Origin of the sequence: Micromonospora sonchi, assembly GCF_014646235.1 — a bacterium.
In the GTDB taxonomy this organism is placed as follows: domain Bacteria; phylum Actinomycetota; class Actinomycetes; order Mycobacteriales; family Micromonosporaceae; genus Micromonospora; species Micromonospora sonchi.
Genome location: NZ_BMNB01000022.1, coordinates 87,135 through 105,267, shown reverse-complemented (window position 1 = coordinate 105,267; position 18,133 = coordinate 87,135). Strand labels below are relative to the sequence as shown.

At 69.3% G+C, this 18,133-nt stretch carries 16 protein-coding genes and 3 pseudogenes; 11 read left to right on the top strand and 8 right to left on the bottom strand.

Features of this window, described 5'->3' with window-relative positions; genetic code table 11:
- Positions 1-161: 161 nt before the first annotated feature.
- A pseudogene (locus IEY61_RS21705) lies at positions 162-854 on the top strand (transposase); the annotation flags it as partial.
- Positions 855-899: 45 nt separating this feature from the next.
- On the opposite strand, the gene IEY61_RS21700 reads toward IEY61_RS21705, so the two are convergent.
- Entirely contained in the window at positions 900-2,165 is a 1,266-nt protein-coding gene (locus tag IEY61_RS21700; protein ID WP_229706311.1) for an IS256 family transposase, read from the bottom strand.
- 280 nt (positions 2,166-2,445) lie between these two features.
- Here IEY61_RS21700 and IEY61_RS21695 point away from each other — a divergent pair.
- Together IEY61_RS21695 and IEY61_RS21690 are read left to right on the top strand one after the other, a co-directional pair.
- Positions 2,446-3,228 (top strand): annotated as a pseudogene (locus IEY61_RS21695) (transposase family protein); the annotation flags it as partial.
- Between the two features lie 105 nt (positions 3,229-3,333).
- Entirely contained in the window at positions 3,334-3,693 is a 360-nt protein-coding gene (locus IEY61_RS21690) for a sigma factor (RefSeq protein ID WP_189047225.1), read from the top strand.
- 37 nt (positions 3,694-3,730) lie between these two features.
- On the opposite strand, the gene IEY61_RS21685 is transcribed toward IEY61_RS21690, so the two are convergent.
- Both IEY61_RS21685 and IEY61_RS21680 read right to left on the bottom strand, forming a co-directional pair.
- Positions 3,731-4,159, bottom strand: a complete 429-nt coding sequence (locus IEY61_RS21685) for a VOC family protein (RefSeq protein WP_189047203.1) — start codon at positions 4,157-4,159, stop codon at positions 3,731-3,733.
- Between the two features lie 83 nt (positions 4,160-4,242).
- A complete protein-coding gene (locus IEY61_RS21680; RefSeq protein ID WP_189047201.1) occupies positions 4,243-4,662 on the bottom strand; it encodes a MerR family transcriptional regulator in 420 nt (139 codons plus the stop codon).
- A gap of 108 nt (positions 4,663-4,770) precedes the next feature.
- Here IEY61_RS21680 and IEY61_RS21675 point away from each other — a divergent pair.
- From IEY61_RS21675 to IEY61_RS21660, 4 genes and pseudogenes are all read left to right on the top strand, one after another.
- Positions 4,771-5,698 (top strand): annotated as a pseudogene (locus IEY61_RS21675) (aldo/keto reductase).
- Between the two features lie 189 nt (positions 5,699-5,887).
- Positions 5,888-6,424, top strand: coding sequence for a hypothetical protein (locus tag IEY61_RS21670; RefSeq protein ID WP_189047199.1), 537 nt, complete (start codon positions 5,888-5,890; stop codon positions 6,422-6,424).
- A gap of 126 nt (positions 6,425-6,550) precedes the next feature.
- Positions 6,551-7,213, top strand: a complete 663-nt coding sequence (locus IEY61_RS21665; protein WP_189047197.1) for a GNAT family N-acetyltransferase — start codon at positions 6,551-6,553, stop codon at positions 7,211-7,213.
- A 695-nt stretch (positions 7,214-7,908) separates the two neighbouring features.
- Positions 7,909-9,780 (top strand): FAD-dependent oxidoreductase, encoded by a 1,872-nt coding sequence (locus IEY61_RS21660; RefSeq protein WP_229706303.1) that lies wholly within the window; start codon positions 7,909-7,911, stop codon positions 9,778-9,780.
- A 34-nt stretch (positions 9,781-9,814) separates the two neighbouring features.
- Here IEY61_RS21660 and IEY61_RS21655 read toward each other — a convergent pair whose 3' ends face one another.
- The 3 genes from IEY61_RS21655 to IEY61_RS21645 form a co-directional block, all read right to left on the bottom strand.
- Positions 9,815-10,375: a GNAT family N-acetyltransferase gene (locus tag IEY61_RS21655; RefSeq protein WP_189047195.1), complete on the bottom strand. Its 561-nt coding sequence runs from the start codon at positions 10,373-10,375 to the stop codon at positions 9,815-9,817.
- A gap of 76 nt (positions 10,376-10,451) precedes the next feature.
- Positions 10,452-12,077, bottom strand: a complete 1,626-nt coding sequence (locus IEY61_RS21650; RefSeq protein WP_189047193.1) for an ABC transporter permease — start codon at positions 12,075-12,077, stop codon at positions 10,452-10,454.
- Positions 12,074-12,973 carry an ATP-binding cassette domain-containing protein gene (locus tag IEY61_RS21645; protein WP_189047190.1) on the bottom strand — a complete coding sequence of 300 codons (900 nt, stop codon included), beginning with the start codon at positions 12,971-12,973 and terminating at the stop codon, positions 12,074-12,076. The genes IEY61_RS21650 and IEY61_RS21645 overlap by 4 nt, the downstream gene beginning before the upstream one ends.
- Positions 12,974-13,148: 175 nt before the next feature.
- Between IEY61_RS21645 and IEY61_RS21640 the strand changes: the two genes are divergently transcribed.
- Entirely contained in the window at positions 13,149-14,474 is a 1,326-nt protein-coding gene (locus tag IEY61_RS21640; protein ID WP_189047188.1) for a sensor histidine kinase, read from the top strand.
- Positions 14,465-15,151, top strand: coding sequence for a response regulator transcription factor (locus IEY61_RS21635; protein WP_189047186.1), 687 nt, complete (start codon positions 14,465-14,467; stop codon positions 15,149-15,151). Before IEY61_RS21640 ends, IEY61_RS21635 begins: the two co-directional genes overlap by 10 nt.
- 31 nt (positions 15,152-15,182) lie before the next feature.
- On the opposite strand, the gene IEY61_RS21630 is transcribed toward IEY61_RS21635, so the two are convergent.
- Both IEY61_RS21630 and IEY61_RS21625 read right to left on the bottom strand, forming a co-directional pair.
- The gene (locus IEY61_RS21630) at positions 15,183-15,599 is read right to left on the bottom strand and encodes an ASCH domain-containing protein (protein ID WP_189047184.1); all 417 of its coding nucleotides are present in this window, start codon (positions 15,597-15,599) and stop codon (positions 15,183-15,185) included.
- A gap of 103 nt (positions 15,600-15,702) precedes the next feature.
- Positions 15,703-16,350: an Rv0361 family membrane protein gene (locus tag IEY61_RS21625; protein ID WP_189047182.1), complete on the bottom strand. Its 648-nt coding sequence runs from the start codon at positions 16,348-16,350 to the stop codon at positions 15,703-15,705.
- A gap of 142 nt (positions 16,351-16,492) precedes the next feature.
- Here IEY61_RS21625 and IEY61_RS21620 point away from each other — a divergent pair, with 142 nt between their 5' ends.
- Together IEY61_RS21620 and IEY61_RS21615 are read left to right on the top strand one after the other, a co-directional pair.
- Complete coding sequence (locus IEY61_RS21620; RefSeq protein WP_189047180.1) at positions 16,493-17,374, top strand: hypothetical protein; 882 nt, start codon at positions 16,493-16,495, stop codon at positions 17,372-17,374.
- Between the two features lie 6 nt (positions 17,375-17,380).
- On the top strand, positions 17,381-18,061 hold the full coding sequence (locus IEY61_RS21615; protein WP_189047179.1) for a hypothetical protein: 681 nt from the start codon (positions 17,381-17,383) through the stop codon (positions 18,059-18,061).
- The last annotated feature ends 72 nt before the right edge of the window (positions 18,062-18,133 follow it).

The following is an 18,133-nucleotide window of genomic DNA, read 5'->3' as shown; positions in this document are numbered from 1 at the left end:
CGGCTACGCTGTGGCACGCGGCCACCGCAAGATCTGATGTTGTGTCCACAACGCACAGACGATCACGCGGTGGCCGCCTCGCGTCCAGCCCTTCCGAGCAGCGAAATCTCAAACGGCGGCTGCCGTACTAGGGAAGAAGATCGCGAATCAAGGGCTGTCTGGTGATCAGTGTGCACGATGTCGGAGCGTTCGACGCGGTCGGGCGGCTGGCGGTGTTCCGGCGTGAGTTCCATGCCTGCCTGCCCGTTCGTGGGGACGCGTTGTTCGAGCTGGCGGACGCGCTGTTGTGCGGGGATGCGCCGGTGCGCTCGTTGGTGGAGTTGTCGCTGGTGGGTGAGCATCGTCGTGGTCACGGTTCGTTGTATGCGGCGTTGAACCGTGGTCGGATCGATGTCGATCGGCTGCGGACGGCGGTGGCGGCGGTGCCGGTGCCGCGGGCCGCGGACGGGCGGATCGTCCTGGCGGTGGACGTGACCTGTTGGCTGCGGCCGGAGGCGCACACCTGCCCGCAGCGGGTGTTGTGCCACACCTACGGGCGTGGGAAGGACAGCCACATCGGGGTTCCGGGCTGGCCGTACTCGTTCGTCACCGCCCTGGAGGCCGGGCGCACTTCGTGGACCGCGCCGTTGGACGCCCGCCGGCTGGCGCCCGGCGACGATGCCGCCACGGTCACCGCCGGCCAGTTGCGGGAGGTGTTGCAGCGGCTGATCGCTGCCGGGCAGTGGCAGTCTGGTGATCCGGATGTGTGGATCGTGGCGGATGCCGGCTACGACGGGCCGCGGCTGGCGTTCCTGCTGGCTGATCTGCCGGTGCAGGTGTTGGTGCGGATGCGCTCGGACCGGGTGCTGCGCCGGCCCGGGGCCTGTCCGATTGTCTGTGTAACGTCCTATTCTGTAGAACTATCGGGCATCGGTGGGGATGCGGCCTGGGAAGAAGATTTCCAGGGCGTTGAGGGCCTGTTTCCAGCCGTGCACGCCGGCGCCTTCGACGAGGCGGGGTGGGGCGGTGCGGGTGTTGGCGGGCTTGCCGGCCTCGGCGGCGCGTTGGCGGGCGCGTTTGTCCTCGATGTCGGCGATGGCCAGCCAGATCAGCTTGACCACGGCGTCGTCGGTCGGGAAATGGCCACGGTTTTTGATGACCTTTCGGATCTGGTAGTTGAACGACTCGATCGCGTTGGTGGTGTAGATGATGCGGCGCACCTCGGGCGGGAAGGACAGGAATGGGGTGAAGCGGTCCCACGCCCGTTCCCAGACGGCGACCGCGGCCGGGTAACGCTTCCCGAGTGGGCTGTCGGCGAAGGCGAGCAGGGCGGTCTCGGCGGCCTCCACTGTCGGGGCGGTGTAGATGTCCTTGAGCGCGGCGGCCATCGCCCGCCGGTCCTTGTAGGACACGAATTTCATCGCCGCCCTGATGAGGTGCACCACGCAGGTCTGCACGGTGGTGTGCGGCCACACGGCCTCGATGGCCTCGGGCAGGCCGGTGAGTCCGTCGCAGCAGGCGATGAGCACATCCCTGACGCCGCGGTTACGCAGCTCGGTGCACACCTGCATCCAGAACTTCGCGCCCTCGGCCTGCGCCACCCAGATACCCAGCACATGCTTGACGCCCTCGGTGTTGACGCCGACGACGAGGTAGCAGGCCTTGTTACGCACCTGCCCGCCGTCGCGGACCTTCACCATCAGGCAATCGACGTAGATGATCGGGTAGACCTCGTCCAGGGGTCGCTGCTGCCAGGTCTTCACCTCGTCGAGGACCTCGTCGGTGATGGTGGAGATGGTGTCCGGGCCCACCTCGGTGCCGTAGACGCGGTGCAGGTGATGCGAGATGTCCCGCACCGTCATCCCACCCGCGTACAGGCTGATCACCACGTCGGACAGGCCACCCAGGCGGCGGGCGTTCTTCGGCACCAGCATCGGGGTGAACGTGCCCGCCCGGTCCCGAGGCACCTTCACCTCGATCGGCCCGACCTCGGTCTGCACCGTCTTCGCGGTGGCCCCGTTACGCGAGTTACCCGATCCCCGCCCGGCCGCCTCGTGCGCGCGGTAGCCCAGGTGCTCGGTCAACTCAGCCTGCAACCCCCGCTCCAGGACCGCCTTGACCAGCTCGGACAGGAACCCACCCGGCCCGGTCAGCCGCAACCCGTCGCCCTTGATCTGAGCCAGCATCGCATCCAGAGCCTGCTTGTCGATCAGATCGTCGACCGCCCGGCGGGCCGCCACCACCGCGGCCTGCTCATCCACCACCGGCCCCGCGAGGGGCAACCGCGGCCCGTCAGCGGCGATCCGCTCGGCCAACGCCGCGACCTCGGAGTCGACGTCGACCGGGGTGTCGTACTGCTCTACCGAGGAGAAAATCATCAAACTATTCCTATCTGTGCTAGCCGGCTCCTACCGGCCATAACGGATATACATCTACATCCGTTACACAGATCTCCCTACAGGCCCCCGGCCCGCGCCGCCCCGGCTGCCCGGGACCACCGGCCGCCCCCGCAGGCATGGCGGCGAGTTCATCTTCGGCGACCCCGCCAGCTGGGGCGACCCGGACGCCGCCACGACCACCGATACCCGCCTCTACGGCATCGCGACCGTGCGGGCCTGGCACCGGCTGCACCCCAGGCTGACCCACCGCACCGCCTGGACCAGCCAACACGGCCCGCTGCCGATCATCGAGGGCACCGTGATCCTGCTGGCCGTCGACCGGCTCCCCTCGGGCGCCACCGCGAAGCCGGTCTGGCTGTGGTGGTCACAGGCAACCGCCACCACCGTCGAGGTCGACCTGCTCTGGCAGGCGTTCCTACACCGCTTCGACATCGAGCACACCTTCCGCATGCTCAAACAGACCCTCGGCTGGACCAGCCCGAAACTGCGAGACCCGCACGCCGCCGACCGCTGGACCTGGCTCGTGCTGGCCGCCTACACCCAGCTACGCCTCGCCCGAGGCGCCGTCGCCGACCTACGCCGACCCTGGGAACGCCCAACACCACCCGAACGACTCACCCCGGCCCGCGTCCGGCGAGGGTTTCGACACCTGCGCACCAAAGCCGGCAACCCCTCGGCCGCACCGAAACCCTCCCGGCCAGGACCCGGCCGACCACCCGGACTACCCAACCGCCAACCCGCAGCCCGCCACGACGTCCACATCGTCACCGCCGCCACCAGCACCAAACCAAAAGGTGACACGAAGAAAACGAAGACTTCGAATAACCCGAGGCCACGCCGCACAGGTTAAAGATCAAGCTAGAGCACGCTCGGGCCTTGGCGGCCCTCCCGCGCGGGCCTTCACCCCCGCCCTAAAGGGCGGAGCACTGGCCCGCATTCCGGTAGCGATGCCGACCTGCTGGCGCTGGCCGCCGCCGGAGACCGGGCGGCGTTCGAAGCGTTCTATCGCCGTCACGCCGCGTGGCTGGTGCTGCGGCTGCGCTACCGGTGCGCCGACGAGACCCTGGTCGACGACGTCGTTCAGGAGACGTTTCTCGACCTGTGGCGCGGCGGCGCCGAGCGATACCGCGAGCGGCATGGACGCTGCTACGTCGATCGGCTTCGCGAGAACGGCACCGACGCCCGCCTGACCTGCTACTCCAGGGCCACCCACACCTTCCTGAGCATCCCAGGTCTGGTGCCGGCCGCCCGACCAGCGCGGCGCGAAATCCTCACCTTCCTGCGTAGCCATCTCGACCCGGCTTCGCGAGGATGACCCGACCTGGTGGTGTGGCCGAGAAGTGGATATCCGATCATGCTGAGCCAAGATCGGAGCTGGCCCGCTGCGGAGACGCCTCGTAGGAAATGAACTCGAGCAGACTTCCGTCAGGATCGCGAAAGTAGACACTTGTCCCTGTCCCGCTGGCACCGAATCGCCGGACAGGCCCCGCTTCCACCTCAACATCGTGTCTCCGCAGGTGCGCCGCCGCCTCCTCGATCGGCCCCTCCCAGACAAAACAGATATCGCTGTTCCCCGGGCGAACGGGCAGCCGGGCAACGTTGCCCGCGAGGTCGACACCCGGACCATGAACGCTCAACTGGTTGGGACCGACTCGGAACGCAACGCGGTCGCCGCCCACGTCGATCACCTCAGCGCCGACGACGTTGCGATAGAAGTCGGTGGAGATCTGCCAGTCCGAAACAGCGATGACGGCATGGTCCAGTCGAGTCACAGGCACCATCTCTCGACCATACTTCGCGAGGTGATCCACGGTGAGGAATCTCCCTGGTGAAAGTACCGGTCAGTCAGCGCCGGGAACGTCGGTCACCGGCCGGCGTCGGTACCGGTGGCGGACGAGAAGGCGAGCCGGTCCACCGCGTCCTCGTACACCCCGACCTTGAAGTTGACCAGGTCCAGACACTTCCGTAGCTGGTCGATCTGGTCCACGACCCGCTCACGATGCTCCCGCAGCAGCACCAGCCGTTCCGCCTCGGTGCCGCCGCCGGCGCGGACCAGCTCGGTGTAGCGCCGGATCGCCGGCAGCGGCATGCCGGAGCCGCGCAGGATCACGCAGACGGTGAGCCAGCCCACATCGTCCTCGTGGTAGACCCGGCGACCGCCGGGATCGCGCCCGACCGGGTTGACCAGGATGCCTTCCCGCTCGTAAAACCGCAGCGTGTGCACGCTCAGCCCGGTGCGCTCGGCAACCTCGCCGATGCTCAGGCCCGAGACGATTTCGGACATGCTGTCCAACCTACGGGTTGACCTGGAGTCGACTCCAGCTCCTAGGGTGCGCGCACGGGTAGCCGGCGGGCCGACCGCCAGGCGCGCGACGACCACAAGGAGCACTCCATGCGCTACCGCGTCCTCGGCCGTACCGGCATCGAGGTGAGCGTCCACTGCCTCGGCACCATGATGTTCGGCGCCGTGGGTAATTCCGACCATGACGATTGTGTGCGGATCATCCACGCCGCCCTCGACCAGGGGATCAACTTCGTGGACACCGCGGACATGTACTCCGCCGGCGAGTCCGAGGAGATCGTCGGCAAAGCGTTGCAATGCCGCCGGGACGACGTGGTGCTCGCCACCAAGGTGCACTTCCCGATGGGCGAGGGACGGAACCGGGGCGGCAACTCGCGGCGCTGGATCGTCCGCGAGGTCGAGGAGAGCCTGCGCCGGCTGAACACCGACTGGATCGACCTCTACCAGGTGCACCGGCCGGACTCCACCACTGACATCGAAGAAACGCTATCGGTGCTGACCGATCTCGTACGCCAGGGAAAGATCCGCGCCTTCGGCTGCTCGACCTTCCCAGCCGAGCAGATCGTCGAGGCGCACCACGTCGCCGAGCGGCGCGGGCTGCACCGGTTCCGGACCGAACAGCCCCCGTATTCGCTACTCGCCCGGGGGATCGAGACCGACCTGCTCCCGGTCACCCAGCGCTACGGCATGGGCGTGCTGACCTGGAGCCCGCTTGCCTCCGGCTTCCTGACCGGCCGCTACCGCAAGGGGCAGCCGGTGGACCTGTCCACCGGCCGGGCCGCGCTCACACCGGTCCGGTTCGACCCGGCGATCGAAGAGAACGTACGCAAACTGGACGTGGTGGAGAAGCTCGTCGAGCTGGCGTCGGAGATCGGCTGCACGCTGCCTGCTGGACCGGATCGACGAGATCGTTCCGCCGGGCACCAACCTGTACCAGGCCGACGGCACCTGGCGCCCACCGGCGCTGATCGACCCGACACTTCGCCGTCGCCCGATCGCCGACCGCGCAGCCGCCTGACCGCACGCCCTATCCGCACCGGCGCTGAGGGTCTCGGATACCCGCGACACCCCTGCCGGGGCTGCCCGAGCAGATTGTGATCGCGCCAACGTGGACTCTTACGTCTTCATTGCACAGTCCTGAGGGCCGGCAACCGCCGCCTCCCGGGTACAGTCAGCCAAGATCACCCGAGCCGTCCCGGAGAATGCCATGACATCAGAGTTCGCCCGCGACGCAGCCATGACGGCCGCCATTTTCGGCTTCTTCGCAATGGGGTGGTTCGGCTGGGCACAGGAGCATCCACCAAAGCCCTGGAAGAAGTGGCTGATCAGCGGTTCCGTGCTGGCAGCACTGATCCTGGTCGTGGCCGGTCTGCTCTCCTGGAGCATCTGGAACACCGGCACGGTGTTCGACCGCGACACCTCTCAGCTGTTCGGCATCATCGTGGGCATCGAGTTCGGCCTGGCCGGCATCGGAGCGGGCGTGCTGACCCGGCGTGGCCGTCGCGAACTCGTCCCGGTCTGGATCGCCCTGGTGGTGGGGTTGCACTTCATCCCGCTCGCGCCGCTGCTCCGGTCGCCATTGCTCTACCCGGTGGCCGTGGTTGTCATCGCCGTGGCAGCTGCCGCCGTGCCCGTTGCCCGTCGACGTTCACTTCCGGTCAGCGCCGTCAACGGGATCGGGGTCGGCACGACACTGGTTACCGCCGCGATACTCGCACTCGTCGACGCCTTCGCCCGCTCCTGAACTCGAGAAGAGCCCCCGGTAGCTGGGGGCCCTGACAGACAAGGGCGCCCCGGGCGCGCGCTTCAGCGTGCGTGCCGGTCGATATGGTCGAGCCGTACGGGTGCACGGCATGTGGAGTGGACGGGGATGGTCGAGTTGGTCGTGGTCGAGCGGGGAGACGAACTCGGCGAGGGATACCGGCGCCGCATCACCGAGGTGTACGTGCGCAGCTTCGCAGCGGACTTCGTCGCGTTCTCCCGCGACACGGGGAAGTTGGCCGACGCGTTCGAGCACATGCTGCTGCTCGAACGGTTCTACATCGCGCTCGTGGACGGGGAGCCCGCCGGCCTCGCCTCGCTCACCGAGGGCGACCAGACGCTGTTCGCGCCGCGCTGGCCGGAGATCCGGCGTCATCTCGGGCTGGTGCGCGGGCTGCTCGGCTACGCGGTGATCCGCAGATGGTTCATGCGCACCTCCGACGGTGCCCGGCCCGGGCTCGCCGAGATCGGGTTCGTCGCCACCGAGCCGGTTCATCAGGGTCGCGGCGTCGCGACCGCGTTGCTGCGTCACCTGCTGGCGTTGCCCGGGTATCGCGAGTACGTGCTCGAGGACATCAAGGACACCAACACACCCGCCCTCGGCCTCTACGCCAAGCTCGGCTTCACGGTGTACAAGCGCCGGAAAGTACGCTTCGCGCGACGCGCCGGATTCACCGAACTCGTGTCGATGAAGCTCATGCAGGGCTCCCCGTCGCAGCCTGGGGGTGGCGGGGGCACCGGATCTGGTTGGCCCGGACAGCAACAGCCGTAGCGGGCCTCGCACCACATCGGCGAAGGCAGGAGCGGCACTGGTGTGGACGGTGAACCAGAGATGGGCGGTGTAGAAGTCGACGGCGGCCTGGACGTCGTCACGTAGTCGTACCGGCGGTCGGCCACGGCATCGAGGTGCCGGGGCTGCTGCCCGCACCGTCACCGGACAGATTGATCTTTTTACCGGCGAGGCATAGAGGACTGGCAGCCCCGGCATCCCGTGCGCAGAGGATGTCGAAGTCGGCTGCTGTCGAGCTGACCCGTTTGCGCTATCGCGGCCCCTCAGCGAGGGGCGGGTTCGGTCACCGCTATGACGCACCCCCGCCCACGGCCGATCACCGCGATCCGTTCACGCTCTCAGCTCGACAGGACCCAAACCCGACACGACGACCACCGGGTCACCACCCCCGCAGGCCAGGAAACCCGGCGACAGCTTTGCCGCGACCCGCGCTTGCCCCCTCGCCAGCGACCACACGGCGCTGCCCTGGGCCTCGCTACGAGGCGGAAACAGTTCGCATCGGCGGCCTCTTCGAGGATCAGGGGGGGCCGGGTCCCGGCCTGCACAAACCGGCGATGAACACCGAAAGTACGCGCAGTGGTGCCAAAGAGCCTCCCGCAGGTCGCCACAAGTGGCTCAGCCCGATCCGAATTCCGCGTGCTGATCCTCTGCAAGGCCTACGTTGACTCAAGAGGGTCATGACCGAAATTGATCATGCGGAGGACGTCGTGGTCAGCAGTTCGACTCAGCACCGTGGCTCCATCGGGACCGTGTCGCAGCGCGGCATCCCCGAGGAGGTGGAGGTAGCGATCGTCGGCTCTGGCGGGGCGGGGCTGATGGCGGCGCTCAGCGCCGCGAAGCAAGGGGCACGGGTCCTCGTCGTGGAGTCCCAGCCGATCGTCGGTGGCGCTACCGGAATCTCCGCAGGTGCGGCCTGGATTCCGAATCATGGTTTTTCGACCAAGGATCTGAAGGTGAGCGACGACCTGGACAAGGCGCGGCGCTACATCTATGGCGAGGGCCGGGACAGGATTCTTGACCATGAACTGGTGGAGAAATTCCTGGAGATGGGGCCCTACGTCGCCCGATTCGTAGAAGAACACACCTCTTTCGGGTGGATCCCGACGATCTGGCCGGACTACCGCTCCGACATCGATGGTGCGTCGGTCGGGCGGGCCCTCTTCCCCGGCCCCTACTCCCCGCAGGGATTGGGGGAAGCCGCCTCGTTCGTGCGACCGGCCCTGACGACCGGCATGGCCAGGAATCCGCTCCCGTTCTGGCTGCTGGGCGGGCTCCGCAGTGATGCCGTGTGGCTCGCCGGACCAGCCTTGGTCGGTGCCCTGCTCGAAGCGGTTCTGGGTAACGGCGTCGACGTACGCGTCCAGGCGCCCGCGGTCCGGCTCATCACGGATGAATCGGGGGTGCGGGGCGTCGTCGTACAGGATGATGATGGCGTCGAGCGCACGGTGCGCGCCACCAAGGGCGTCGTGCTGGCCAGCGGCGGGTTCGAGGGGTCGACCGATCTCACCACGAGCCACCTCCACGCACCCTTCGCGGTGCAGGTGTCGCCGCAGGGGCATGAGGGCATCGCGGTGCAGCTGGCCCGGGACGTGGACGCCGATCTGACGGGTATGCAGGACGCCTGGTGGATGCCCGCGGTGCAGGTGCCCGGCGAGACGCTGGAGGGGCGCCCGCTCAGTCGGGTGTTCCTGGGTGAGCGCGCGCTGCCGCACAGCATCATGGTGAACAGTGCCGGCGAGCGCTTCGCGAACGAGGCCCTCCCCTACGACCAGCTCGGACAGATCATGCGCGAGGTGGACCCGGCAACGGGCGCCATGCCGAACGCCACGGCGTGGCTGATCTTCGACCACAACTACTGGACGAAGTTCGGCATCTTCGGCATCACGCCCGGCGGGCCGGTGCCCGACTACATCCACCGCGCTGACACGCTGGCGGAGCTGGCGGCTCAGATCGGGGTCGACGAGGTGGGGCTACTCCGAACCGTCGATCGATTCAATCCCGATGCCGGACGGGGTCACGACCGGCACTTCGACCGCGGTGGCACGTTGTTCGATCGGTACTTCGGCGCCTACTACCCCCGGCTGAGCAAGAGGTCTCCCGATGCGCTGTTCCCAGCCGCCACCGCGAAGGCTCGGATGGCCATCGCAAAGGCGATCGGACCGATCGTGACCACGGTGGCGGCACGGGCGGCGAAGAGGAACGACCCCGAACGCCTGCGCTCCCTCGTGGTCAGGCCCATCACGAAGATCGTCCGACCGGTCCTGAGGAGCCCGAGGTCAAGCGTCCTCGGGCCCGTCAACACCCCGCCGTACTACGCGCTCAGGGTCGAGGCCAGCGCGCTCGGCACCGTGGGTGGCCCGAAGACCGACGCACACGGGCACGCGCTGAACACCGACGGCAAGATCATCCCAGGCCTGTACGCCGCCGGCAATGCAGGAGGCGCACCAACGAAGGGGTTCTACGGGGGCGCCGGCGGGACGATCTCCCTGGGGCTGGTCTTCGGCTACCTGGCGGGACAGGAGGCAGCCCGGCGGCAGGATGTTCCCTGAGCCAGGTTCGACAGGACCCGACCCCGACACGGCATTACGGCGTTGTCCCGCGGCGCCATGTCTCGGCGAGCAGCGCGTACGTGTAGCCGTCGACCCAGCCGAACTCGGCGTGCCAGGAGTCGCCGACGCCGTGCTGTTCACGGCGCATGCCGACCTTCTCGAGGATCCGCACCGAGGCGAGGTTGTCCGCGAAGCAGCCAGCGGTGATCCTTCGTACGCCCAGCCGGTCGAATGCGTACGCCACCATCGCGGTGACCGCCTCGGTCGCGTAGCCGTGGCCGCCGTACCGCGGGTCGAAGATGTAGCCGATGTCGGCATCCGTCCGCGGCGGCGTGCCGGGCTGGCCCATCGCGTCCATCACCTCGAGCGAGACCGTCCCGATCACCACCCCGTCGAGGGTCACCGCCACGCTGTGGTCGTCGGGGTTCTCCGCCGAGCGCCGCCACGCCGCTCGGTAGGACGCCGGGTCGACCTCGGTGCGCAGTAGCCAGCGAGTGACCTCCGGCAGGTTGCGGTACTCCAGGATCCGATCGACGTCCTCGTCACGCACCGGGCGGAGCGTGAGACGCTCGGTGCGTAGGTTGGTGCTCCCCATGAGGTGGGACGTTAGCGCACGCACTCCGGCGGCTCGCGCACGCCGCCGGACGCGACCAGGCGCCTCTACCACCGCTTCACCTCCTGATCTGTCGGGCTGTCGCCACGGCGACCCCCACCGAGAGCAGGACCAGCGAGGCTCCCCCGACCAGCAGCGGCGACGGCCCGGCCGGCTGTCCGTCGATCCGTACGGCACCCAGGTAGTCACCGGCGGCGACGCCGTTCACCACCAGGAACCACAACGGGAGGTAGAGCGCCTGGAAGAACCGGCTGGTCCGGCTGACCAGGCCCAGCACCAACGCGAGCGACGGGATGAAGAAGGCCCCGCCGACCCAGGCCGCCGCACCCGGCCAGTCGGCGGCCATCGCCAGCCGCAGCACCGGTCCGAGCCCGACCAGCGCCGTGAACCCGACCCCGGCCGCCCACTCGGCGAGTAACCGGCGGCGTGCACGGGGGTACGCCCCGAGCAGCGGCTCGACTCCGTTCTCGTGCTGCTGGGTGCCGAGCCGGGACCAGACCAGGATCGGCCAGATCCAGACCAGGAGCAGCAGCGGAGTGGCGGCAACAGGAACCGGCACCAGGAGGCTGACGACGGTCAGCGCCGCGACGCCGAGCCACCACCAGCGGGACCCGCCCCGGGCCAGGATGCGCAGCTCACCGACGAACAGCCGGCCGAAAACGGCACCGCCACGGACCTCGACACGCGGCAGCCCGCCGTAGACCGTCGGTCGGCTCGGGGCCGCTGGCCCGGCTGGCCCGGGCACAACACCGGCTGACCCGGACACGAAACCGGCTGACCCAGCCGCGGCACCGACTGGCTGGCCGGCAGGCCGGCCCCCCAGCGGGTCACGGGCCGGGTCGAAGCGACCGAACCACAGCGCCCCCAGCGTCGCCAGCACGACCGCGACCAGGCCGGTCAGGATCCGCTCCCCGACGAAGCCCGCGGAGACCGGCAACCCGGACCAGACGAACGTCCGGAGCGGATGGTCCAGGTACATCAGTCCCAGCGCGAACTCACCGTCGGCTCGACCGTGCTGGGCGACGATGTCGGCCCGCATCGACTCCCCGATCTCGCCGATGCCGAACCCGCCGAAGAGGGCGTCGGAGCCCTGCCCCACCAGGACGAAGACCAGCCACACGAAGAACCAGACGATGTTGCCGAAGCCACCACGCAGCGGCCGGACCGTCTCGAAGAACACCGCCGCAGCGGCGGTCACCGCCAGGACCGGCAGCGCGATCAGCACGAACGGCAGCAGCAACGCGACCGGATCGACGGCCCGGGACTCACCGCGCATCAACTGCATCATCAACGCCGTACCGGCCAACGCAAGCAGCATCGAGCCGAGCACCAGCAGGTTGCTGAGCCATTTCCCGGCCAGGTAGGTGACCATGCGCAGCGGCGTCGCGGCGAGCAGTTGCCCGACCCGGGTCCGCTCGTCCCGGGCGACGGCGTCACGCACGACGTAGAACCCGCCGAGGGTGAGCCAGAGCACGCCAGCGAGCGCGGTCACCGTACCGAGGTAGGCGCTGTCGTAGACACCCCGGAAGTTGCCCGCGTTCAAGATCACCCAACGTCCGTCCGCGGCCGGTGCCGCCAGGTAGCCCAGGCCGATCGCCGCGACCAGGATCACCAGGTACGCGGGACGGCGCGCCCGCTCGCGGAAGTCGGCAAGGGCGAGCGCGCCGAGTACGCCGATCCTCATCGCGGCACCGCCGGCAACTCGCTGGTGTGCGCGCCCGATCCGGGGACCACGCCGAGGTAGACGTCCTCCAGGTCCGGTGGCACCCCGATCGCGTCCGCGGTGGGCGGCCCGCTGGACAGCAGTCGGACCCGTACGCCGACAGCGGTCCGGATGGTGCGGCTGACCACGTACCGTGCCTGGAGCCGGGCCGCCTCGGCCGGGTCGACCACCGTCTCCCAGACCTGACCGTTCATCGTGCCGAGCAACTCCTCCGGAGTGCCGCGCCGCCGAAGCCGCCCCTGCGCCATGATCGCGATGTCGCTCGCCACCGATTCGATGTCGGAGACGATGTGGGTGGAGAGCAGCACGATCCGGTCCGCCGCCAGATCGCTGAGCAGGTTACGGAACCGCACCCGCTCCTCCGGGTCCAGCCCGGCCGTCGGCTCGTCGACGACGATCACCCGAGGATCGGCCAGGAGAGCCTGCGCGATGCCGACCCGGCGCAGCATGCCGCCGGAGTACCCGCCGAGCGGGCGCTTGGCCGCCTCGGTCAGGTTGACCAGTTCCAGCAGCTCGTCGATGCGGCTGCGGGCGGACCGGGCCGACAGTCCCTTGACCGCCGCCAGGTAGGACAGGAACTCCCGGGCGGAGAGGTGGGGGTAGACGCCGAAGTCCTGCGGGAGATAGCCCAACGTCTGCCGTAGCTCGTTCGGCCGGGCCACGACGTCGGTGCCGTTGAACAGGATCTTCCCGCTGGTCGGTCGGGTCACCGTCGCGGCGATCCGCAGCAGCGACGACTTGCCCGCACCGTTGGGGCCCAGCAGGCCCAACAGTCCGGCCCCGAGCTCCAGCGTCAGCCCGTCGATGGCGCGCTTCCGCCCTCGGTAGAGCTTCGTCACGTCGATCAGTTCAAGCATCATCTGAGGCTGCACCCGTCCCCTTCTGCTGGCGAACATCGCCGATTCAGCAGACCAGTCGGGGGATGGCGTGGGCACTACCAGCAGTGCCCCGAACCGAGGTAGGGCCAGGCATACCCGGTGACTACGCCCACGTGGCTGGGAGCGGGCCGGGTGGCGGGCTAACGTCCCTCTGGTGGTCACCCCGCACCCGAGGACAGCGCTGGAAGCGACCAGCAGACGACGGCTGCTGCGCACCGCGTGGCCGTGGCGGGCCCTGGCCTACCTGGCGACCGCCCTGCCGCCAATGCTCGCCGCGATGCTCCTGCTGGCCCTGTTCGGGCTCCCGTGGGCGGTGCTTCTGCGCTGGCTCACCACCCGTGCCGACCGGTCCCCCGGAGAACTGCTCCTGCTCGCCCTGCTCGGCGCCGCACTGACGGTGACCATCGGCCCGATGGGCGCGATGCCGCTGGCCGCGCTGGAGCGGCTACGGCTGCGTCTGGTCGACGACCGACCGGTCACCGCCGGGCACCGACGGCCACCGGAAGCCACCCCCTGGTCGTGGCTGCGCACCCGCTACACCGAGGCGATCACCTGGCGTGAGCTGGGCTACGTCTGTCTCCTGGCCACCGTGCTCCCGGTGCTGTACGGCGTCGTCGGGCTGGTGGTGCTGCTGCTCGGGGCGTACGCGGTGAGCCCGGTCCTGGTCCACGACGGCGAGGCGGTCACGCTCGGCTTCGGGGAGGTCACCACCGTCGGCGGGACGCTGCCGTACGCGGTGATCGGCCTGCTGCTGCTACCCACGCTCGTGCCCTACCTGCTGACCGGCCTCGCCGGGGTGCACGGCGCGCTGGCACGGGCGCTGCTGCACGGCGGCTCCGACGAGCGGCTGCGCGCCGAGTTGGTCGAGGTGTCCCGCTCCCGAGCCCGGTTGGTGGCCGCCTTCGAGGCCGAACGCCGCCGGATCGAACGGGACCTGCACGACGGGGCCCAGCAACGACTGGTCGGCCTGACCCTGCAGCTGGGGCTGGCCCGACTCGACCTGCCGCCGGGTTCCGCTTCGGCGCAGGCCGTGGCCAGCGCCCACGGGCAGGCCAAACAGCTCATGGCCGAGTTGCGCGAACTCATCCACGGCATCCATCCGCAGGTGCTCACCGATCTCGGGCTCACCGCCGCCCTCCAGGAACTCGCCAGCCAGGCCGCAATCGAGGTGGTGGTGGATAGCGACGTGGCCGGGCGGCTGCCGGACCATATCGAGGCGACGGCCTACTTCGTGGCCGCCGAGGCGTTGACCAACGTCGCCAAACACAGTGGTGCCACCCGGGCGGCGGTGACCGTACGCCAGCAGCGCGACCGGTTGGCCGTCGAGGTCGACGACGACGGCCGGGGCGGGGCCGATCCGGCGCGCGGCACCGGTCTCACCGGACTTGCCGACCGGGTCGCGGTGGTCGACGGAAGAATGTTGCTGTCCAGTCCGGTCGGTGGACCGACCCGAGTGCGTGTGGAGCTGCCGTGCGGTTAGACCAGACCCCGGTACGCGTGGTCCTTGCCGAGGACGGTGTGCTGTTACGGGAGGGGCTCGCCGGTCTGCTGAGCCGGTTCGGGTTCGAGGTCGTCGCGGCGGTCGGCGACGCCGACGGCCTGCTGCGCGCCGTCGCCGAGCACCGGCCCGAGTTGGTGGTGACGGACATCCGGATGCCGCCCGACCACACCGACGAGGGGCTGCGGGCCGCCGTGTGGTTACGTCGCGCCTACCCGGGGCTGGCCGTCGTCGCGCTCAGTCAGTACGTGCAGCAGGGCTACGCCGCCGACCTGCTGGACTCCGGTGACGGACGCCGGGTCGGCTACCTGCTGAAGGACCGGGTGGTCGACGTCGAGGAGTTCGTGACCGCGCTCCATCAGGTGGTCGACGGCGGCACCGTGGTCGACCCGCAGGTCGTACGCCAGTTGCTGCGCCGCCGTAACGATCCGGTGGCCCGGCTGTCGGCCCGCGAGCGGGAGGTCCTCGCCCTGGTCGCCGAGGGGCACTCCAACGCGGCCATCGCCCGCCTCCTGGTCGTCTCCGAGGCGGCGGTGGGCAAACATGTCGGCAACATCCTGGCCAAGCTCGACCTGCCGCCGACCGACGACAGCAACCGGCGGGTCCTGGCGGTGCTGACCTATCTGCGCAGCGGTGGCGGACCCGATCAGGTTGCGTGACGAGCGAGATCGCCGTGCGGTCGTGGGGCGGTCAATGCGTCGCGACGAGCCGGAACCGCTCCAGCACGACCTGCGTGTCGTCGTCCACGGTGAAGCCCGGATCGCCCAGCCACCCTCGGTAGTCCGCTCCATGCCAGAACTTCTCGTGGTCAGCGCGCCAGGCAGCGACCGAGTCGTGCCCCTCGCCCTCGTCGCGGGCGTGGTCGAGGTCGACGTCGCCGAGCCGGCTGACCCGCACCTCGGTCAGTTCGATCACCGCCACCCGGCGACCAGCAGAATCGACCACCGCCGCGCGGGCACCGACGACCGGTAGTGGCTCGCCTTCGATCTCGTAGTCCTGAAGCAGGCCGGTCGTGGCGGTCTTGGTCCCATCGAGCACCACAGCCACCAGCGCGTCGCGCAACGGACCAGGGAACGCGAACTCGACCGTGGGTAGGTCTTCGATCACCAAAGAAGACTAACAACAAGCCACACGCGTAGGCGGGTCGTCGACGACGAGGCGGCCTGATTGGACGCCGCTGTCGCCGGTCTCTGTGAAGGTTCAGACTTGTCTAGTTTGGCGGAGTGGCGCTGGCGCTCGGTGTGGTTGCATCCCCCGCGGGAGCGCAGACTTTCCAGGCGCCGCCTTCCTTGCGGAAATACAGTGTCACGTCCCGCTGCCCCGGCCGCGACACCTCGGCGCTGCCCGTGTCGCCCATGACCCGGATGCCGGCGGCGGTCACCGGCCTGACCGGGGGTGGTTCGGCGAGCGGCTCCCGGGAGGGCTGGAAGTCGTCGTCGGCCCGAAACTCCTCGGCCTCCTCGGCGCAGAGCAGGTCCAGGACAGCCGCCTGATCCTGCTGGTCGACTGCGGCGGCGAAGTCCTCGACGAGGCCGCGGATCCGGCTCTCCTCCGTCAACGTGACCGGCTGCGACGCACCGCCGCGTGTCAGCAGGTAGAGGCCGAAGCCGCCCGCCACGAGCAGCACGATTCCGGCGATCATCGCCGGGAGGACCGGCACCCGCAGCCAGCGGTCAGCGGCGGTTCGCGGCTGCCGAATCGGCACCGCGATGCCCGGCGCCTCGGGTGACGGCGGCGGCGCGGGCGGTGGCGGCACCTCGGGTAGCGGCGGCACCTCGGGTAGCGGCGGCACCTCGGGTAGCGGCGGTGCGGGCGCCGGCTCGCCGGGCGGCAACGGCCGGTCAGAATCGTCTGGCATCGCGCCTCCCCGGTGGCGTGGCGTCCACCGGAGGGGTGCGGCCCTGCCGGCCAGGCATCCAGCGTGGACGACCTGTCCAGTATTGCACCCCGTCGATAGGCTCAGGCGCGCCCTCTCGCAACGGAGACAGGGAGTTCACCCCATGCGCCTTCCGGTCACGACGCGCCGGTGCGCGTACCTGCTCGTCATTGTCCTCGCCTGCGCGTTCCTGGTGGCACCCCGGGATCCCGCCCACGCTGGCCCCGCCGACCTGTGCGCTAAACCGCTCGCCGCGGTGGCCTCGCTCAAGGCACGGGTGGACGCGCACAATGCCCGACCCCACCACTTCGAGCTGCCGAGGCAGCAGGCGGCCTATGCCGCTTACAACGCCGAGGCCCACCGGCTCAACCTGGAGAAGACCAGGGTGCTGAAGCGGCTGGAGAACTGTGTCGAGGCGATGAAGACGCTCGAGGACACCGCTGCCGGATCCCCACCACTGACCGCCCCGAGATCCCGAACTCTCAGGAACATCAAGGACGCGGCCGATCAGGTGCCGGCGAACTGGCGACGCCCGCCCAGACCGTCGCAGAAGGAGTACTGGCGGGTCCCGGCCGAACTGCGTCCGCTCTACGAAGTGCTCCGCGGAGTGTCACCCCCAACGTCGTTCCGCATCCGGAACGTGCCGCTGCGCGGGCAGATGCGCCCGCCGGTGAACTCGCCCGATCCCGCCTACCCGGGTGCGAAGATCGCTCGACGGGCGAACAACGCCTCGGACGTCTCGCCGGATCACATCATCCCGCTCGCCGAGGTGATGCAGATGCCCGGCTTCTTGAAGCTGCGTCCGGAGAACATGTACCAGGTGGCCAACGCGCGGGTGAACCTGCAGTGGCTGTCGAGCCGCGCCAACGACGCCAAGTCCTCCCGTAGTGTGGCGGGCATGTCCGGGGTCGACCCGAACTGGCAGCGGAGTCAGATCCAGCTGGAGGCTCAGGTGCGCCGAGAGCTGCGCAAGGCGATCGACACGCTACTGAAGAGCCAGAAGTGAGGAGCAGTGCCACAGTTCGACCACACCGCGATCGCGGGCACCCTGCCGGGACTGGACATCGAACTGCTGGCCGGACCGGACGACCTGCCCGGCCTGCCGGCGCAGTGGCGGCCGATCGCCTCGGCCGGCGACCCGGCGACCCGACTCGAGCTGGCAGTGGCGCTGTGGAACGAGCCGCTGCTGGCGATGCTGCCCGAGTTCTCGGCGGAGCTGCGGACCAGCTTCTTCGACGTGCGGGCGTGCCGGGCCGATGGCGAGTTCGCCCTGGTGTACCTCGCGACGGACGAGCTCGGTGAACTGCTGACCTGGCTCGGCCTCGACCCGGCCGGGTTCGTCGAACCGCAGTTCTGGCAGCACTTCCCCGAACCGCTGCGGACCTTCCAACGCCAGGTCCATGCCGGCTTCACGTCCGTGGAGCCGGACACGTTCGGACCGATGCACCCGCGGCACATGCAGACCATCGCCGAGCGAGCCGGCATGCCGGACGGCTTCCCCGACTGGGACGAGGCGCAGCGCGTCGCCTCCACTCGGCTGCTGTTGATTTCCTCCAACGGCAGCCGGCTCGACTGCTGCGTGTCCCCGGACATCCCGGCTGACCATCTGGCCCTGGTGCACGAGGGCGACATCGACCCGACGCCCTACGGCCGGGCGCTGGACGAGATGCTCATGCTGCGGTTCGAGGGGTAGCACCTCGATCTCGATCAAGCTCCAGCGTTGATCATGAGGTTAGCGACAGTGGTTGATCTCCGCACTGCCGTT